Source organism: Tissierella pigra, from assembly GCF_018917845.1.
GTDB classification, from domain to species: Bacteria; Bacillota; Clostridia; order Tissierellales; family Tissierellaceae; genus Tissierella; species Tissierella pigra.
On sequence record NZ_JAHLPJ010000001.1, the window covers coordinates 1500894 to 1519472 of the forward strand.

Below are 18579 nucleotides of genomic sequence, written 5' to 3' on the forward strand. Positions count from 1 at the left end.
AGGATAAAGGAAGGTGGTCAAAAGATTCCACCTTCCAGCCACATCCCCCGGCAGTGCCGTGGGTTGAAAGAAAAAAGATAGGTGGTCGGAATTAGGGTTTTGTGTCAGCTTAGGTGGTCAGAAATGATGAAAACCCGCATAAACAGGCATTTATTGGTGTCACCTATAGGTGGTCAAAGAAAGTTTAAGGGAAATTATATAAAAGTTATAGATAAGATTGGAGGTTTTTAATGAAAAAGAAATTAAGATCACTATGGAAGAAAATAAAGATAATTTTAAAAGATATAAAAGCAGAAGGGGATATAGAAACAGTAGCAAATATTCTATTTACTCCAGTAGGATATAAATTCTTAAAGAATAATATAGAAAAATATAGTTTACAAATGGGAATGTTAAATCGATTATTAAAAGAAGAATTAATTTCAGAAAAAGAACATTTAACTATAAGGAATAGTATAAAGAGAAAGTACGAAATAAAAGAATAGGGAGAAATAAGTAAATAGAAAGGAAACAATAAAATATATTTGGACAGGCTTATCTTTCCTATTTTACTTTCTGTGTTTATTCTTTCAAATTTCTAGAATAAGTACAAAGATATAAGCTCTGGGACACTGATAATTAGCTTGACTAAGAAGAATCTTCTATCTATAATCCTTGTAATCCCTGGTAGGAATACAAGGATTATAGATCAAAAGAAAGGTTGGTGAAAATATGAGAAGAGTAGAAGTAATTCAAGCACAGAAAGAGAAAATTGATAGAAATACAGGGAAGACATTAAACAAATTGCGTGTAGCAGCTTATTGTAGAGTAAGTACAGATTCTGATGAACAAATGAATAGCTATCAAGCCCAAGTAAACCATTACACAGACCTAATTAAAAAGAATAAGGAATGGGAATTTGTAGATATCTATGCCGATTCAGGAATATCAGGTACTCAGTCAGATAATAGAGATGAGTTTCAAAGGATGATATCTGATGCTAGTAATGGTCTCATAGACATAATAATTACTAAATCCATATCAAGATTTGCTAGAAATACTATGGATACCTTAAAATATGTTAGAATGTTAAAAGATGAAAATGTAGCCATAATCTTTGAAAAAGAGAATATAAACACCCTAACAATGAATGGAGAAATGCTCTTAACAATCCTAAGTTCTCTGGCCCAACAGGAAAGTGAATCCCTCTCTGCCAACACTAAAATGGGTCTAAAAATGAAGATGAAAAGGGGAGAGTTAGTAGGACAAGCTTCATGTTTAGGTTATGATTATGACAAGGAAAAGAAAAAATTAATTATAAATGAAGAAGAATCTAAGATAGTAAAATATATATTTAATAGATATACTAGTGGAATTGGATGCTTTGTACTAGCAAGGGAACTAACAGAAAAAGGTTATAAGACTAAGAAAGGCAATACAACTTGGTCAGATTCATCTGTTAGAGGAATTATTAAAAATGAAAAATATGTAGGGGATCTTCTAATGGGAAAGACCTTTACTCTAGATCCCATAAGCAAAAGAAGATTAGATAATTTTGGTGAAGAAGAAAAGTATTATATAAAAAACAACCATGAAGCTATTATATCAAGAGAGCAATTTAATAAAGCAAAAGAAATATTAGAAAAGAGAAGTAGGAATCATAATCAGGGAAGAATGAAAAAACATAGCTTAAAATATGCATTTTCTAGCATGATGAAATGCGCCTACTGTGGTGGAAATATTACCAGGAGAAGATGGCATAGTGGAACTGATAAACAAAAGGATGTCTGGTTCTGCACAACTGCAATCAGGAAGGGAAAGAAGTCTTGTCCTGAATGTAAGGCAGTAGAAGAAAAGATAATAGAAAATGCCTTTGTAAAAGCCTTTAATATTTTATGTAGGGATAATAAAACAATAGTAGAGGAATTTCTAGAAAATATAGAAAAAGAACTACAGTCAAAAGATAATAAAAAACTATTAAATAAAATAGATGGGGATATAAGAAATGTAGAGAATAAGATAAGTAAACTCCTAGATCTACATCTAGAAGATAAAATAGATAAAGAAAACTATGAAGAAAAATATACCGAATTAAAGAAAGAACTCCAAGAACTAAAAACAGAAAAGAAAGAATTAGATATAGTAGAGGATGAAGAAAAAACTATTAAGGAAAGAATAGCATCTTTCAGGAAACTATTCCAAAGCAAAGAACCATTAGTAGAATTTGATAGGGAAGTATTTAAAACTGTAGTGGAGGAAGTTATCATAGGTGGGTATAAAGAAGATGGAAGTATAGATCCTTATATGCTGACCTTTATATTTAAGACAGGTTTAACTAGCAAAATTGATGGACATAAACAAATTTCTAAAAGTGAGCAAAATGCAGGTTTACAAAAATGCACCTATCAAGAGGACGAGCCACGTTGAAGTCGTAACACTACTTACAAGGAACGTGTCCTGATATAATAAAGTCTTGCTCTTTTAAATAAAGTCCTGCCTTTGTTATAATAAAGTTTTGCTTCCACCAAAATATTCCTTCTTCCTTTTCCTCATAAAAGGAAAAGAAAAGGAGAAACAGAAGAGGAAGTTGGTGTAGAAATTGACAATAATAATGAGAATAAGAAAGGGATAAATAGTTGAATTAAGAAGGAGAAAAACTTTTATTTTCAGCGATTTATCCTTCTTTGTTTCTCTTATACATCGTAAGCGGTTAAGTGTGTCCTGAAGTACCAAGAAATTAGTGGTGCAGGCTTTAAGAGAGATGGGAGTAGGCCTCCCGAAATCGACATCCAGATGTAGGTTTCAAACCACCTTTGGGTGCTGTAGCCAAAAGTTATGGTGCTGAGCACAAAGGCAAAAGGCTGTTGGAACAGTCAGGTATGTGTCATGGAGCTAAACGAAAGTGAAGTGTTCGATGAAGCATCGTTAATACTAAAATACAGTCAAAACCATTTGCTTTGATCACAGATGGGATAAGTTTAGAAGAAATCTGGTTACTGGCTAAACGGCTGTCGGTGTAAAGACTCTAGGAACATGACATAGGCTTTCTTAAGGAACAGGAGAATCCTGTACAGTAATGTTAAGCGAAAATCCAAGCGAGAGAACGACAAGGATGATAGTAGCGATGAACTATACAGGTGCGGAAGAACTCGTAGTAGTGATGAAGTCTTTGTAATGAAGATGGAGCGAAGGGGTTCTATCATTCATAACTCGAAAATTTAACAACCAGAAATGGGAGGATTTTATGAACGAGGGAAAATCGTTTCAAATTTCACAAGGATTAGTTCTAGCAGCATATAAACGTGTAAAAGCAAACAAAGGTGCTAGTGGAGTAGATGGTATCAATTTCAATGAATATGAAAAAGAATTGAAAAATAACTTGTATAAGTTATGGAATCGTATGTCATCAGGTAGTTACTTTCCAAAGGCTGTTAGAGGTGTTGAAATACCTAAGAAAAACGGGAAGAAAAGGCTATTGGGAATACCAACAATTGAAGATAGAGTAGCACAAATGGTAACTCTAATGGTATTTGAGTCAAACGTAGAGAAAATTTTTCTTGATGATTCCTATGGATATAGGCCAAATCGTTCAGCAATAGATGCAGTAGGAGTAACAAGAGAACGATGTTGGAAATATGGTTGGGTCTTAGAGTTTGATATAGTTGGATTATTTGACAACATAAATCATGACCTCTTAATGAAAGCTGTAAAAGCTCACACCAACGAAAAATGGGTGATATTATACATTGAAAGATTTCTAAAAGCGACAATGGTAATGCCTGATGGAAGTATTAAGGAAAGAGTGTCTGGAACGCCACAAGGTGGAGTAATCAGTCCAGTTCTTGCTAATCTTTTTATGCACTATGCGTTTGATACCTGGATGAAACATAATTTTCCTGATAACCCTTGGGTGAGATATGCAGATGATGGAGTCGTACATTGTGTCAGTGAGAAACAAGCCAAATACATATTGTACAGACTTAAGAGACAGATGAATTTATGCAGCTTAGAAATTCACCCAGATAAGACTCGGATTGTATACTGTAAGAGTGACAAGTTCCAAGGAACCTACGAGTATACTTCTTTTGATTTTCTTGGTTATACATTTCGTACAAGATATGTAAGAAGTAAAAATGGGAATTTCTTCAATGCATTTACACCAGCTGTCAGTAATGAATCATCCAAATTGTTTCGCAGTAAGATAAAGGATATTAGACTGAATAGCAAAATTCTCTCTATGGATAAACTAGCAGAGTTGATGAACCCTATTATCAGAGGTTGGATGAATTATTTCATGGTATTTGGTTCTGGAGAAGCACGAAAAAGCCTCGATTACATTAATATATCACTTGTGAAATTTGTCCATCGTAAATATAAAGGTAAAGGAAAATCCATGGGTAAATCATGGAGATTTCTTGGTCGATGGGCTAAGAGCAACCCCTCATTTTTCTACCATTGGGAAAAGGGGATTGTACTTACGATAGGATGATAAGAGCCGTATGACAGGAGACTGTCACGTACGGTTCTGTGAGAGGTTTGAGGTGAAATTCCCCTTATCTACTCGACTAATCTCATGGATTTAAAAGTATTATACAACATGAGATAATATTCTCTACAAAGTACTTTTAATGTTCACAAAATAATTTTTCCAACATTAGAAGTGTAGGGAGGATGATTAATATTACTACTATGAAAACCACAAAGCATGAAATCCTAAGATCACAATGGATTGAAATCATTAAAAAACATAGTCAAAGTGGCCGGTCCATTAGCCAATGGTGCGGAGAGAATGATATTTCAAAAAGTAAATTCTACTATTGGCAGAGGGTCATTAGAGAAGAATCTCTAATTAAAGCTGGGACGCTGGCAGTTACAGGAAAAACCCAATTTGTGGAGGTAAAACCAAGCATCACTGAATTTAAACCTAACAACCAAGGTACTTGTGCCATTCTTCGTTCAAATGGAAATGAAATTGAAGTTCTAAATGGGGCGGATCCAAATACATTGGGAGAATTGCTTAACTTAATTAGAGTTCTATGAAAGTAAAATTCCCTGATGATATAAAAATATACATTGCCTGTGGGAAAACTGATATGAGAAAATCAATAGATGGTCTCTCACAGATAGTATCCCAAAACTTTAAACTTAATCCATTTGAGAATGCATTGTTCCTTTTTTGTGGAGGGAAAAGAGATAGAATGAAAGCTATACTTTGGGAAGGAGACGGATTTCTTCTTTTATACAAGCGACTTGAAAATGGCGTTTTTCAGTGGCCAAGAACTACAGAAGATGTTAGAGAAATTAGTCCTCAGCAGTATAGATGGTTAATAGAAGGATTGACAATAGACCAGAAAAAAGTAATTCAAAAGTTAGATAATAAAATGATAATATAAATGCTTGAAACTATTGAAAAATACGTGGTTTCATGCATCTTTTTTCTTGTTTTTGACTGCTGAAAATGGTATAATATACTTAAATAAAAGCTCGAAAGAAAGGCTAAATTCCAATGACTGAAAACTCTTTAATACGAACTCTACAAGATACAATTGAATCTCAGAATAAAACCATAGAAGCTCTTAGAGAAGAGTTGAAAAGATCTAATGAAAATATGGAATATCTAATACAAAAACTCTATGGTAGAAAAACAGAAAAAACCTTTGCCATAGATGGTCAGCTAGTAATTAATGATATAGAACTAGGTTTATTCAATGAAGCAGAAAGCGAAATGGATCCAGCTGTTCTAGAACCAGTTCCATTTGAAGAGCCAATTAAAAGAACTAGAAAAGGATACAAGAGAAAAGATCTATTTAAAGATTTACCTAGCCACGACCAAGTATTTAAAATAGAAGAATCGAAACAAATATGCCCAACAGATGGCAATAGACTTTCCGTTGTAGGTAATAAATTCGTAAGATCAGAAATCAGATATGTACCAGCAGAAGTATCTGTAGTTAATATATACCAAGAAACATATGAATGCAGAACATGTAAGAAAGAAAACAGACCTGGGATGTTTAGTCCATCTACACCAGAGCCTGTACTTCAACATTCCTATGCTACTGCTTCAAGCGTAGCATGGACAATGTATCAGAAATTTGTCCAAGCAGTACCACTGTATCGTCAAGAAAAAGATTGGAAGCAGATGGGATTTCCATTAAGCCGTGCAACCTTATCTAACTGGATCATAAAAACATCAGAAGAATGGCTAAATCCAGTAGTAGAAAAACTACATGAAGAACTCCTAAAGGAGAAATACTTACATGCCGATGAAACCCCAGTCCAAGTATTTAGAGAAGAAGGTAAAAAGAATACCACAAAATCCTACATGTGGGTCTACTCTACCTCAACCGATTCTAAACATGGAATCAGAATATTTAAATATGCTAAAGGTAGAACAGGCGACAATGCCAAGGACTTCCTGAAAGGTTTCAATGGATATCTACATACAGACGGCTATACTGGTTATGGTAAAGTGAAAGATATTCACCATTGTCTATGCTGGGCACATGTCAGAAGATATTTCAAGGATGCTCTTCCTAAGGATATGGAAAGTCCTGAAGCCACCTTACCTGCAACAGGAATAGCATATTGCAACCAGTTATTCGACTGGGAAAGAAAATTTAAAAGTCTATCACCAGAAGATAGGAAAAAGATGCGTCTGGAAAAGGAAAAACCAGTTTTAGATGCCTTTTGGTCATGGGTAGAAAGTTCAAATGAAAAAGTACTTCCTAAATCCAATATTGGGAAGGCTCTTCAATATGCCCTAAATCACAAAGAAAAATTAGAAACCTATTTAGAAGATGGAAACTGTGTAATCTCCAACAATATTGCAGAAAACAGCATACGCCCATTTACCATAGGTAGAAAGAATTGGACCTTCTGTGGTAGTCCTGAAGGAGCCAATGCAAGTGCATGTGTATATACACTAGTAGAAACAGCAAAAGCCAATGGACTAAACCCCTATAAATACTTAGAATTTGTATTATCAAGATTGCCAGGATCTGATTTCAAAACAAATCCCAAAATCTTAGATTTAATGATGCCTTGGGCTGAACTTATTCAAAAAACATGTAAAGCTTAATAAAAGACTCTATGGGAAGATGATACATCATCTTCCCATAGCTATCAATACATCTTTTATTGTACGCTTACTATACATCTTTGTTTTCCAATATAAATTCATTCTTTATTTTCCTTAATCCTTATTTCTTAATCCTTATTCCTGTTTCTATTCCTGCATTATAAAAACAAAACTTTATTATAATTTTAATAAAGTCTTGATTCAAAATTGAGAGATAAAATGGGGAAAAAGAGAGAAATAAGCAGAACTTTATTATTATTTTTGACGAAGGAATGCAGGTTTGAGGGGGATGAAAAAGCAGAACTTTATTATAAAGGAACATGTGGTTCAGAGGAGAAATAATGGGGTTTCGCCACAACATATAGTGGTTGAAGGACAAAAAATGGGTCAAAAATCGGAGGAAAAACACCGTTTTTTGACCCTTAAAAGTGGGCAAAAATATAGATGACATTGGATAAATTGAGTAGTGCTGGTTTGAAACTGAAAAAACAGGGTCAAAAAGATAGGAGAACAACCTTGACTATAAGAACGATTATTTGTGTAAACAGTAGAAGCACCAGGTAAGAAAGTCTTGAAAATGAAGAATGTTTTCAAGTTTTTTTATTATTTTTTACTATTTTCCATCTGCATATCTCTAAATTTTAAGAAGTCTATAAAATGCTCTAAGTCCTGTTGACTTTTAGGTGATAAATTACTTATATCCTCTAAAAGTTTATCATATAGTGTGATGATTATATTTTCTTTTTCAATAATTTGATTGTTACTGTCAACGACAATCTAATTCTACATAAAAAAGTCATTTAAAAAGTGCAGAGAATTTATTTATTTAAAAGAGTATTTGTGATTTCTTTTCTAGAAGACATATACTCTTTTCTATCTTTTAATCTGTATGATTATCCTTTAATATTAACTACCGTTGCGTGATGAAGTATTCTATCTAGAATAGCAGCCGCTATTGTATTATCTGAAAATACTTCACCCCACTGTGAAAATGACTTATTTGAAGTAAATATAGTTGAACACTTTTCATATCTTTTAGCTATTAGTTGGAAGAATAGGTTAGCCCCTTGAATATCCATAGGAAGATACCCTATTTCATCTATTATCAATAGCTTGTACTTAGCGTAATGTTTGAGTTTCTTTTGAAGTTGGTTTTCAAAGTGTGCCTTATTTAGTTCTGATATTAAGTCCTGACAACTAATATAATATGTTAAATGCCTATTCTTAGCTGCTGTGATACCTAATCCTATAGCTAAATGGGTCTTACCAACTCCAGGTGGTCCTAAGAACACCACATTTTCAGCATTATGCACAAACCTTAATGTAGATAATTCTTCAACTAATCGTTTATCAACTGAAGGTTGAAATTCAAATTCAAAGTCTTCCAAGGTTTTTCTATATGGAAAACCTGCTACATTTACCTGTATTTCTGAAGCTCTTGTGTCTTTAAATTTAGTTTCTTGATCTAAAAGATAGTCTAGTATATCTACTATATTGGTTTCTTCTTTTAAGGCTATTTCCAAATAGTTATCTATTATTTCATTTATTTTTGTTAGTTTTAGCTTTTCTAAGTTATTTTTAATTCTCTCATAAGCTACATTACTCACTTTTTCCCTCCTCATAAATTTCATCATATGTTGATAAATCTCTATCTTCTACATCAAAAGAGGGATTAACATTTGTTTTAATCAATGTATTTTTACCATATCTTTTTGGAGATACTATACCTATAGATTCATAATGCTCTTTTAAGACTATTAGTTTATTCCTATCAAAGCATGTGCTATGAGTTGATATTAATGAGCTATTATGATAAATTTTAACTAAGTTGTCTGTAGAGAATACTGAAACTTCTTTTCCTATATATTCTGGTGGGACAGAATATTTATTACCCTTAAAGGAAATCAAGCAGTCTTTCTCTACTTTTCTTTTTTCTTCAATACTTAAAACATATTCTCGATCGAATTTATTTAACTTTTCTTTTTGCAGCATTTCATAAGGAATTTTATTTGTAGTTCCGTGGACCTTTCTATTTATCTTTTCACACCAGGAGAGAGCTTCATTATTTAAATCTATTAGGTTAACAAATTTAATACCAGTAAAGAAGTTATCCCTTACATATCTGACTGTTCTTTCAATTTTACCCTTAGTCTGGCCTCGGTAAGGCCTACATAGTATAGGTTTTATTCCGTAAAATCCTGCAAAGTCCTCAAATAATGGATTTAACTTAGAATCTTCTTGCTTTATCATTCTTTTTACAACAACTTGCTTCATGTTGTCATAGAGTATATGCTCTGGATATCCATTAAAATATCTAAAAGCATTATTATGACATCTTATTAGAGTTTCTGTGCTCATCTCTGTAACAAATTCTATATATCGCATTCTCGAGTACCCTAAAATCATTAAAAAACAATACAGTTTATGTTCTCTTCCTAGTTCATCCATGAATGTTCCAAAATGAGCCCAATCAACTTGACCCTGTTTCCCAGGTAAAGTTTCGAATCTGACTGTAGCTTTTGTATTTAGCTCTTTCTTTTTAGTTCTAACATAGTTTTTAACTATACCAATTTTACCATCAAACCCTTGATCAGTTATTATTTCTAATATCCTTACAGCACTATATGGGGCTTCCTCTAGTAACTCATCTATCATAGGTTTAAAGTCATCTAACTTAGAAGGTTTATCTTTAGTTAATGTATATTTTGGCGTCTCAATAGCTGCTGCATACTTTTTAGCTGTTCTCCAATTGATATTATATTTTCTTGATATTTCTGAAATGGATAGCCCCTTAAGATAATCATTTCTTATATCCATCCAAAGTTCTCCTTTCATATTCACACCACCTATTATTTTTTATTCTTTAGGTAGTGTTCCCTCTTTGATTAAGAACTCTGTACTTTTTGATTACCTTTTATCTGTATTTTATCATTGTCCTTTACAGTTACAGATACCAAGTAAATAATCTAAACTAGTATTAAACATTTGTGCTATTATCTTTGCATTTTCCAATGTAGGCATTTTTCTGCCATTTTCATAGTAAGCTATTGTACTTTGTGTTAAGTTAAGTTGCTTAGCAAGTTCTTCTTGAGTTAAACCGAGATTCTCCCGGAGTTGTTTTAAACGATATGGAAATATAAAAATCACCCCAATTTTATTATAATATTATTATCATTATTTCATCGAAGTATGACAGAAAAAAATATTATCTATTGAAATAAATGACTAGAGGGCATATAATATAGAATAATGGTATTTTATGGTTTAATTTGTCAATGCCTTATATGGAACCAGTAAGCACTAATAGAAGTTTTTTCTTGTTATTTATCCTACCCAAGAGCGTGAAGGTTATTAAAACACAGATAAAAATATCGAGATGATTGAAAAGATTTAATTTAATTTTAAAATTATAGATTTCAACATTGTTGACAGATACATACTTTCATATTTTAATGAAATATTAAGTAATTTACATATAGAAAATAGATAAATTTACAGGTGATATGATTTAATATAAAACCACGTGAAATACTATATGAGGGGGGAGTTTAGGGAAGTTAAAATCTGTAACAAACAAATTTACCACATTGTCAAATTTTAAGATAGGGGGAAATAAAAATGTTTAAGTTTGGAAGCTTTAAAATTAGTAAGCGTTTGTACTTAGGATTTGGTATAATTTTGGTGCTTATGTACATCGCAGGAGCATTTGCTTTAAATGGGTTACGTACAAATTCGAAACTTATGGACCAGTTATATAATAATACATTGGTAGTAAGGGCTGCTACTTTGGAATCCAATGCTGACATGATTGCAATTAATAGAAGTATGAAAGATGTAGTTTTATCAAGAGATACTCAATCCCTAGATCTTGCAATACAAGCTATTGATGAATCTGATAAAAATATACAGAAAAACTTTGCATTGATCAAAAGCCACTTCCTTGGGGAACAGGAAATAGTAGATAATATATATAAGACATACCTTGATTGGGAACCTATTCGTGACGAAACTATTAAATTTGCTAGAAATGGAGAACTGGAGAAAGCTATAGAAAACATAAGTGGAAAAGGAGCAGAACAAACCGCATCAATTAGAAAAGGTATGGATGAACTAATGGACATCACACAAAAAAATCTAGAAAGATTTTATAATGGTATTAATACTACTACAAAGAATACAATAGTGATATTTATCTTGGTGTTAGTTATTGCTATGATAGTTGGTATAGCAATAGCTTTATTACTTACCCACAGCATAACAAGACCGATTAGTCAGTTTACTGAACTAGCGCAGGCAGTAGCAGAAGGTGATCTAACTAAGGATGTAAAAATAAAAAGTAAAGATGAAATAGGTATACTTGCAGGGGCATTTAACACTATGATTGTAAATTTAAGAACCATAATTGAAAAAATTAATGAAGTATCACAAAATGTAGCAGCTACGTCACAGCAATTATCAGCATCATCAGAAGAGTCAGCAGCAGCTTCGGAGGAGGTATCATCAACAATTTCAGAAGTAGCGACAGCAACAAGTGATTCAGCAGCTGACATAACTGAATCTAGTAACTTGGTTAATGAAATACAATATGGTACAAATGAAATGTTAGAAAATATTCAACATGTAAATGAATCTGCTAATGTTACATTGAAATCAGTTGAAGGTGGATTAAAGTCATCGGAAGATGCAGTTGAAAAGATAAATAATATTAAGAAGTCAACTGTAGAGACTTCAAAAACTATTGGCCGATTAAATGAAAGTTCTAAACAGATAGAGAGTATTATAGATGTTATAAATGCAATTTCTGAACAAACGAACTTGCTAGCATTGAACGCAGCCATAGAAGCAGCTAGGGCGGGAGATGCAGGAAGAGGTTTTGCTGTAGTTGCAGAAGAGGTAAGAAAGTTAGCTGAACAATCCTCTGAGTCAACTGGAAAGATTGGACAACTTATATCGGGGATACAAAATCAAATTCAATCTGCTGTTATTTCTATGGATGAGAATAGTAGGGAAGTTGATTTAGGGGTTGAAATAATTAATAAGTCCAGTGATGAATTCTCAAATATATTTAATGAGATCAATGAAGTTTCTAATGAAATTAATAAGATATCTGATATAGTTAAAGTTATTGTGGAAAATGCAAATAAAGTAACAGATAACTTTGAACATATGTCTGCTATATCACAGCAAACTGCAGCATCAGCCCAACAAGTTGCAGCAAGTTCGGAGGAACAAACTGCTGCAATTGAGGAAGTAGCCTCCTCAGCAACAAATCTTGCAATTATGGCAGAGGATTTAATTAAATCGATTGCAATATTTAAATATTAACAGTACTTTGGCTAGGCTAAGGTATGAGGAATATTTATGTAATTAAGACAACAGGAAAAAGATATTCTTCTACCCTGATCTAGAAACCTCCTAAGAAAGACAAGAAATTTTAATGGAAAGGAGAAGCTATATGGATAGACAATATGTTACATTTAATCTAAGGAATGAAGAATACGGCGTGGAAATAAAAAATGTGCAAGAAATAACAGAACTAAAAGAATATATAAAGATACCAAACTCACCTAAGTTTATTGTAGGTATGGTTAATATAAGGGGAACGATTACTCCTATAATTGATCTTAAAGAACGATTTAATCTAATTAATGAAAATGAGAAAAAGGATAAACGAATAATTATAATTAATTTAGATGGTAAGCAAATTGGTTTTATGATTGATGATGCATCAAGGGTTATAACACTAAGGGATGAACAAATAGATTCGCCACCAGAAGTAATTTCGAAAAGAATTAGTGAATATATTACAGGAGTGGGGAAGTTTGATAAGAAATTAATTCTTATATTAAATCTAGAAAGGATATTAACGATGGAGGAAAAAGAAGAAGTACTGAAAATGGAGGTTTGAAAACTTGGAAAGGCAACACTTATTTAGACAGTTTTTTTAAGGTTATGTAATTTATACTGTCTAGGGCTTAAATATCCTAGTGTTCCATGTATCCTAATATTATTAAACCAATTTACATAATCAGCTAACATAATTTCTAATTGCTCTAGGGTTTCAAAATGATAGTTATTGGCGAATTCAGTTTTAAATATCTTAAATGTTGCTTCGGCTACGGCATTATCATGAGGACAGCCCTTCATACTTAAAGAACGCCTAATATTAAAGGTGTCAAGGACTTCATCTATTATTTTATTTTTAAATTCATTACCTCTATCTGTATGAAATAAAGTAATATTATCTAACCTAGTTTTAACCCTTGCAAAGGCTCTATAAACTAGGGGTGCATCTTTATTAGGACCAGCACTATAACCAATTATTTCTCTGTTAAATAGGTCGACTAAGAAACATACATAATTCCATTTTCTATTAACTCTAACATATGTTAAATCACTGACTACAGCTGAATAAGGTTTATCTGTATTAAATTCTCTATTTAGTTCATTGGCAATTTTTGATTCATTACATTTATTCACATGTGGCCTATACTTGGCGATTGTATAGTTAGATACTAAGCCATTTTGCTTCATTATTCTACCTATTTTTCTTCTAGATACTATATAACCTGCTTTCTTAAGCTCTACTTTAATTTTTCTGGTACCATAGTTATTTCTACTTGCTTTGAATATTTCTATTACTTTTGGTGTTATTTCATCTGTAGGTTCTTTAACTTTCGATTCATAGTAATAAGTACTTCTAGGGATTTGTAGGACTTTACACATTGCTGATATACTGTATTTGTGGGAATTATTCTTAATCACAACTACTTTCGTCCTAATATCAGCGCCGCTTGCTTTAAAATATCATTCTCCATTTTTAATTGTTGGTTTTCTTTCCTTAATTTTATTAATTCATTTTCTTCTGGGGAACGATTATCTTTTTCCTTAAAGGATCCAGTAGTTTGGCTTCTTTTTATCCAGGTATTAAAGGCAGTAGGTGTTAAGTCATATTCAGCTATAATATCTTTCTTAGACTTACCACTTTCATATAGTTTTACCATTTGTTCTTTGAATTCAGGGGTATAGGTTCTTCTTTCTCTTTTCGTCATATAAACTCTCTCCTTTTTCTATTTTTAGTTTACATGACCTTAATTTAGTTGTCTAGTTTATTGTAACCTATCCAGAGGTTCTTTATTATATGCATGGATGGAATTAAACAATAAGGAAAATCCTTTTTATGAATACTATGATGAATTACTAGATATATGTGCAAAATATGATATGACCATAAGCTTAGGCGATGCCTTGAGGCCAGGTAGTATAGCAGATGGTACAGATGCACCGCAGATTGCAGAATTAATGGTGTTAGGAGAGTTAACAAAGAGAGCTTGGGAGAAAAATGTACAAATTATAATAGAAGGACCAGGACATATGAAATTAAATGAAATTGAGGCAAATGTATTATTAGAAAAGAAACTATGTTATGGAGCACCTTTCTATGTATTGGGTCCACTAGTCACTGACATAGCGCCAGGATATGATCATATAACTTCAGCAATAGGCGGGGCTGTAGCTGCAAGTCATGGGGTAGATTTTTTATGTTATGTGACACCGGCGGAGCATTTAAGACTACCTACATTAGAAGATATGAAAGAAGGAATTATAGCTTCAAAGATAGCAGCACATGCAGGGGATCTAGCTAAAGGAATACAAGGTGCAGATGAATGGGATTTAAAGATGAGTAGGGCTAGACAGAGATTAGACTGGGAAGAAATGTTTAATTTGAGTATAGATGATGAAAAAGCTAGAAGATATAGAAAAGAATCTACTCCAGAGCATCAAGATAGTTGTACTATGTGTGGAAAAATGTGTTCTATGAGAAATATGAATAGGATTATGGAAGGAAAAGATATAAATATACTAAGATCCGAGGACTAAAGGTAATATAAAACTAAATATAAAAATCCGAAGAAGCGAAGTACTCTGTTAACTTATAATCCATAGACTTCGTTTCTTTTTATGCAAAAAATAATAAACAAAGTGGTTCTTAGTCAGAGGAAAAGTGAAAGTATACTTTATTTTATATAAAGATAAAGATATAATTATATCAAGACAATGAGATAAAGGGTGTGAAGCTATGGAATATGAAATTATATATTTACCAAAAGAGAAATGGAAGGGGACTGTTATTCCAATAGGATATACAACAGACAAATATTATGATGTTTTAGTTAATAAAACAGATAAAGGATTTGATATTAACATAGAAAAGAAAGATTTTAACAAGTCAGTAACTCATACACCAGAAGAATATGATTTTCCAGATAAGTTATATGAGGATCATTGGGATAATGCTTATGCTTGGGGAGTGTTAGTTAAGGATGAATTAATTGCTGCAATTGAAACGAATCAAGAATTATGGTCTAATCGTCTAAGAATTACAGAACTTTGGGTATCAGAAAAATATCAAAAGCAAGGAATAGGTCATAGGTTAATTGAGATGGCAAAGGAGCAAGCAAGAAGAGAACGACGTCGTGCCGTTATACTAGAAACACAATCTTGTAATGTTAATGCAATAGATTTTTATCAGCATGAAGGTTTTACCTTAATTGGTATGGATACTTGCTGTTACAGAAATAATGATTTGGAGAGAAAAGAAGTAAGGTTAGAATTTGGATGGTTTCCTGAAGAAAAGAAAAGATTAAATAGAGAAGATATAGAAATTAGAATGGAGACAAGATCAGATTGGTATAGTGTAGAGTTGATGACACAACATGCTTTTTGGAATAAACATCATCTGGGATGTGATGAACATTATCTTGTGCATAAATTACGCCAAGATAAAGACTATCTTCCAGAGTTAAGCAGAATAGCAGTAAAAGATGGAGAGGTAATAGGGTGTATAATGTATTCAAAGGCCCGAGTCATTGATGGATCAGATATACATGAGATTATAACCTTTGGACCTCTTTGTGTAGAGCCTAAATGGCAGGGATGTGGAGTTGGTGAGTTGCTATTAAGAGAAACAATGGAATTAGCTGCAAATAGAGGATATAAAGGAATTATAATTTTTGGAGAACCAGATTATTATCCTAGAATAGGATTTAAAACATGTGATAATTTTAATATTACAACTTCAAATGGTAAAAATTTTGATGCATTTATGGGAATTGAATTAGTAGAAGGTAGTATGAAAGATATAAAAGGAAAATTCTATGGATCTGAAGTCTTTGAGAATCTTCCAAAGGAAGAAGTAGAAGAATATAATAAAAAGTTTCCACAACTGCAAAAATTAAGATTTCCAGGGCAGTGGAATTAATTAAATATTAAAATAAGATAAATTAAATGATAAAATGGTAGAAGTAGAAAGGTAAGAAACTATAAAATAGATATTTGGAGGCCCTGAGATGATAAAGATTACAGTAATTCATGGACAATCACATAAAGGGAGTACTTATAATATTACCAAACAAATAATTGATAAAATCTTAGATACTAACAAAGAAATTTATGAGTATTTTATGCCAAGAGATACACCAAACTATTGTATTGGGTGTTATAATTGCTTTAATGAAAGTGAGAATTCCTGTCCACAAGCAGAAAAGGTACAAAAAATTGTTAAGTCTATGGAAATATCTGATATTATTGTTATTGATTCACCAACGTATTGCTTTGAAATGACAGGACAACTGAAAACTTTATTTGACCATTTTGGGTATATGTGGCTCTCCCATCGACCAAAGCAAGTTATGTTTAATAAAGTGGGGATTGTGATTTCAACAGCAGCAGGGGCAGGAGCTAGGAAGGTTACCAAAGCATTAGCACAGCAAATGTTTTGGCTTGGAATACCTAAGGTTTTCCAATATAGTAAAAATGTAAGTGCTTCCAATTGGGAAATGGTTCCAAATAAAGTTAAAAAATCAATTGAACATGATATTTCTAAACTTTCTACGAAGGTACAGTCTAAAGTAGGGAAGGTAAGTCCAAATTTTAGATTAAAATTTATATTTATTATAATGGGAATGATGCAAAAATCAAATAATTGGAATAAGGTTGATCAAAACTATTGGAAAGAAAATGGTTGGTTAGATAAAAAAAGACCTTGGTAGTTAAAATAGATATTATTGTTGCTAGATATTATAAGAATCTAATGGATATAAGGTGTTAAACTATACTCCATTTTCTTGTAGCCAAAATATTCAAGGAACATATCCAATAATGGTGCAAATATTTATATGTAATGCTGATGGAGAATTATTAAACAAAAGTAATGAAACGAAAAATATTAGATGGATGCCGTTAATAGAATTAAAAGGATTATTAGAAAGTAATAAAGGTCTATTTTATCCAATGCACATTACTACTTTAGAAAGATATTTAAAAATGAAATTAAAATATTAATAGTTTACAGTATTCCTAATTTAATGTCATTACGAATATAAATTAAACTAAAGGTACATAGCATAATCACATTTGATAATCATGTTTGGAGAATATAAAACAAATAAAAGGAGGGAAGTTACCAAGGAATGGAGATATTACAAAAGCATTCAAGTTATAGATTTTTGTAAATCTTTGGTAGCGGTAAAATGAATAAAAAGTTATTTGGTAAAAGGAGTACAATGTTATTAGGATTAATGGCATTTATTGCAACTGGAGGAGGCTTAATTATTTCAACAGCAGCTAATGAAGAAAATTTTTATAAGACAGAAATTTTAATAATTTTTGGATGTTTCTTTGCCATAAGTTTAGTAGATCACTTTAAAAATTTAATAGGAAGAGACGATAAAATCGAGGTTAATAAGAAAAGTTTATATGTTTTAATATGTTCATTTATAGGGGTTACTTTAACATGGTTTATAAATCATGAAATGGGATATGGAGCAGTTATTGCCAATGGATTAGTAGGTGTAATGGCTGCCATATTTCTTCCAAACGATTTGGCTGGTATAACATATACATCATCATTTATTGGAATGAGTTCATTGGCAGTGATACCCTCTATGGGGGCAGCTGCACTAGGTGGTTTAATAGTGGGCTTAATTCTTTTAACTACTGTGGAAATTTACGCAGGTATTGGTGGAAAAGGTGGAACTACAGCAGCATTGTCTACAATAATTACGAAAACAATAATCAGAATTTTTAGTTAGGAGGTATTACATGGAAGAAGTGATTATTTTAATAATATCAATAGTTGCAGGCATGGCTACTTATATAGTAGCCAATATTTTAAAGAGAGGTGCAGTTATTGCTTCAGCTATCATAACTTTGGTATCGGGACTTATGCTTCCCTATTTTTTTCCTTTAACGGGTGGTGTATTGGCAACGGCTGCAGCTTGTTCTTCTTATGCTGGAATGATTTCTCTTGAAAATGCACTAAATCTTTTAGAAATGGCTGTAATATCTTTAATGACAGGAATACTCTTTATAGCTGCTAAAAGTGCATATATAGGTATTGGTGGAAGGCTCGGTACAATAGCTGCTATATCATGTTTTGCATGGCTGGGATTTAAAAAAGTATTTGTAGGATTAGATGAAAAATCTGAAGGCTAAACATTTGTTATACAAAGCAGGAA

General features: G+C 32.2%; 18 protein-coding genes and 1 pseudogene. 15 read left to right on the plus strand and 4 right to left on the minus strand.

Going from position 1 to position 18579, the window contains the following annotated elements; genetic code table 11:
* Positions 1 to 230 precede the first annotated feature (230 nt).
* The 7 genes from KQI41_RS07300 to KQI41_RS19090 all read left to right on the plus strand — a co-directional run bounded on the left by KQI41_RS07300 (position 231) and on the right by KQI41_RS19090 (position 7402).
* The gene (locus KQI41_RS07300; protein ID WP_216585085.1) at positions 231 to 485 is read left to right on the plus strand and encodes a hypothetical protein; all 255 of its coding nucleotides are present in this window, start codon (positions 231 to 233) and stop codon (positions 483 to 485) included.
* Positions 486 to 711: 226 nt separating this feature from the next.
* The gene (locus tag KQI41_RS07305; RefSeq protein ID WP_216585086.1) at positions 712 to 2406 is read left to right on the plus strand and encodes a recombinase family protein; all 1695 of its coding nucleotides are present in this window, start codon (positions 712 to 714) and stop codon (positions 2404 to 2406) included.
* Between the two features lie 817 nt (positions 2407 to 3223).
* Positions 3224 to 4468 (plus strand): group II intron reverse transcriptase/maturase, encoded by a 1245-nt coding sequence (gene ltrA / locus KQI41_RS07310; RefSeq protein WP_216585087.1) that lies wholly within the window; start codon positions 3224 to 3226, stop codon positions 4466 to 4468.
* A 182-nt stretch (positions 4469 to 4650) separates the two neighbouring features.
* Positions 4651 to 5019, plus strand: a complete 369-nt coding sequence (tnpA, locus tag KQI41_RS07315; protein ID WP_216585088.1) for an IS66 family insertion sequence element accessory protein TnpA — start codon at positions 4651 to 4653, stop codon at positions 5017 to 5019.
* A complete protein-coding gene (tnpB, locus tag KQI41_RS07320; RefSeq protein ID WP_154443011.1) occupies positions 5016 to 5372 on the plus strand; it encodes an IS66 family insertion sequence element accessory protein TnpB in 357 nt (118 codons plus the stop codon). The genes tnpA and tnpB overlap by 4 nt, the downstream gene beginning before the upstream one ends.
* Positions 5373 to 5485: 113 nt before the next feature.
* On the plus strand, positions 5486 to 7060 hold the full coding sequence (tnpC, locus tag KQI41_RS07325; RefSeq protein WP_244971094.1) for an IS66 family transposase: 1575 nt from the start codon (positions 5486 to 5488) through the stop codon (positions 7058 to 7060).
* Positions 7061 to 7279: 219 nt separating this feature from the next.
* Positions 7280 to 7402, plus strand: a complete 123-nt coding sequence (locus KQI41_RS19090; protein ID WP_277720476.1) for a hypothetical protein — start codon at positions 7280 to 7282, stop codon at positions 7400 to 7402.
* A 551-nt stretch (positions 7403 to 7953) separates the two neighbouring features.
* Here KQI41_RS19090 and istB read toward each other — a convergent pair.
* The 3 genes from istB to KQI41_RS18890 form a co-directional block, all read right to left on the minus strand.
* Positions 7954 to 8667: an IS21-like element helper ATPase IstB gene (gene istB, locus KQI41_RS07330; protein ID WP_216585089.1), complete on the minus strand. Its 714-nt coding sequence runs from the start codon at positions 8665 to 8667 to the stop codon at positions 7954 to 7956.
* Entirely contained in the window at positions 8660 to 9895 is a 1236-nt protein-coding gene (istA, locus tag KQI41_RS07335) for an IS21 family transposase (protein ID WP_216584826.1), read from the minus strand. The genes istB and istA overlap by 8 nt, the downstream gene beginning before the upstream one ends.
* A gap of 93 nt (positions 9896 to 9988) precedes the next feature.
* Positions 9989 to 10207, minus strand: coding sequence for a helix-turn-helix domain-containing protein (locus KQI41_RS18890; protein ID WP_216585090.1), 219 nt, complete (start codon positions 10205 to 10207; stop codon positions 9989 to 9991).
* Between the two features lie 471 nt (positions 10208 to 10678).
* Between KQI41_RS18890 and KQI41_RS07345 the strand changes: the two genes are divergently transcribed.
* Positions 10679 to 12385 (plus strand): methyl-accepting chemotaxis protein, encoded by a 1707-nt coding sequence (locus KQI41_RS07345; RefSeq protein WP_216585091.1) that lies wholly within the window; start codon positions 10679 to 10681, stop codon positions 12383 to 12385.
* A 130-nt stretch (positions 12386 to 12515) separates the two neighbouring features.
* Positions 12516 to 12968, plus strand: a complete 453-nt coding sequence (locus tag KQI41_RS07350) for a chemotaxis protein CheW (RefSeq protein WP_216585092.1) — start codon at positions 12516 to 12518, stop codon at positions 12966 to 12968.
* 23 nt (positions 12969 to 12991) lie between these two features.
* Here KQI41_RS07350 and KQI41_RS07355 read toward each other — a convergent pair.
* Positions 12992 to 14112 (minus strand): IS3 family transposase gene (locus KQI41_RS07355; protein ID WP_154439633.1). Its coding sequence is split into 2 segments (ribosomal slippage): positions 12992 to 13863 and positions 13863 to 14112, totalling 1122 coding nucleotides; the frame shifts between segments, so codons are not numbered across the junction.
* Between the two features lie 76 nt (positions 14113 to 14188).
* On the opposite strand from KQI41_RS07355, the pseudogene KQI41_RS07360 reads away from it, so the two are divergent.
* From KQI41_RS07360 to KQI41_RS07385, 6 genes and pseudogenes are all read left to right on the plus strand, one after another.
* Positions 14189 to 14941, plus strand: a pseudogene (locus tag KQI41_RS07360) (phosphomethylpyrimidine synthase ThiC); the annotation flags it as partial.
* 199 nt (positions 14942 to 15140) lie between these two features.
* Entirely contained in the window at positions 15141 to 16322 is a 1182-nt protein-coding gene (locus KQI41_RS07365) for a GNAT family N-acetyltransferase (protein ID WP_216585094.1), read from the plus strand.
* An 88-nt stretch (positions 16323 to 16410) separates the two neighbouring features.
* Positions 16411 to 17112, plus strand: coding sequence for a flavodoxin family protein (locus KQI41_RS07370; protein WP_244971095.1), 702 nt, complete (start codon positions 16411 to 16413; stop codon positions 17110 to 17112).
* A 52-nt stretch (positions 17113 to 17164) separates the two neighbouring features.
* Entirely contained in the window at positions 17165 to 17404 is a 240-nt protein-coding gene (locus KQI41_RS07375; RefSeq protein ID WP_154439635.1) for a hypothetical protein, read from the plus strand.
* A gap of 188 nt (positions 17405 to 17592) precedes the next feature.
* Positions 17593 to 18153, plus strand: coding sequence for a hypothetical protein (locus KQI41_RS07380; protein ID WP_216585095.1), 561 nt, complete (start codon positions 17593 to 17595; stop codon positions 18151 to 18153).
* 10 nt (positions 18154 to 18163) lie between these two features.
* Positions 18164 to 18556 (plus strand): hypothetical protein, encoded by a 393-nt coding sequence (locus KQI41_RS07385; protein ID WP_154439636.1) that lies wholly within the window; start codon positions 18164 to 18166, stop codon positions 18554 to 18556.
* The last annotated feature ends 23 nt before the right edge of the window (positions 18557 to 18579 follow it).

Bases quoted from the DNA above. Each gene is read 5' to 3' on its own strand.
- KQI41_RS07300 (WP_216585085.1), top strand. From the start codon at position 231: ATGAAAAAGAAATTAAGATCACTATGGAAGAAAATAAAGATAATTTTA.
- KQI41_RS07305 (WP_216585086.1), top strand. From the start codon at position 712: ATGAGAAGAGTAGAAGTAATTCAAGCACAGAAAGAGAAAATTGATAGA.
- ltrA (WP_216585087.1), top strand. From the start codon at position 3,224: ATGAACGAGGGAAAATCGTTTCAAATTTCACAAGGATTAGTTCTAGCA.
- tnpA (WP_216585088.1), top strand. From the start codon at position 4,651: ATGATTAATATTACTACTATGAAAACCACAAAGCATGAAATCCTAAGA.
- tnpB (WP_154443011.1), top strand. From the start codon at position 5,016: ATGAAAGTAAAATTCCCTGATGATATAAAAATATACATTGCCTGTGGG.
- tnpC (WP_244971094.1), top strand. From the start codon at position 5,486: ATGACTGAAAACTCTTTAATACGAACTCTACAAGATACAATTGAATCT.
- KQI41_RS19090 (WP_277720476.1), top strand. From the start codon at position 7,280: ATGGGGAAAAAGAGAGAAATAAGCAGAACTTTATTATTATTTTTGACG.
- istA (WP_216584826.1), bottom strand. From the start codon at position 9,895: ATGAAAGGAGAACTTTGGATGGATATAAGAAATGATTATCTTAAGGGG.
- KQI41_RS07345 (WP_216585091.1), top strand. From the start codon at position 10,679: ATGTTTAAGTTTGGAAGCTTTAAAATTAGTAAGCGTTTGTACTTAGGA.
- KQI41_RS07350 (WP_216585092.1), top strand. From the start codon at position 12,516: ATGGATAGACAATATGTTACATTTAATCTAAGGAATGAAGAATACGGC.
- KQI41_RS07365 (WP_216585094.1), top strand. From the start codon at position 15,141: ATGGAATATGAAATTATATATTTACCAAAAGAGAAATGGAAGGGGACT.
- KQI41_RS07370 (WP_244971095.1), top strand. From the start codon at position 16,411: ATGATAAAGATTACAGTAATTCATGGACAATCACATAAAGGGAGTACT.
- KQI41_RS07380 (WP_216585095.1), top strand. From the start codon at position 17,593: ATGAATAAAAAGTTATTTGGTAAAAGGAGTACAATGTTATTAGGATTA.
- KQI41_RS07385 (WP_154439636.1), top strand. From the start codon at position 18,164: ATGGAAGAAGTGATTATTTTAATAATATCAATAGTTGCAGGCATGGCT.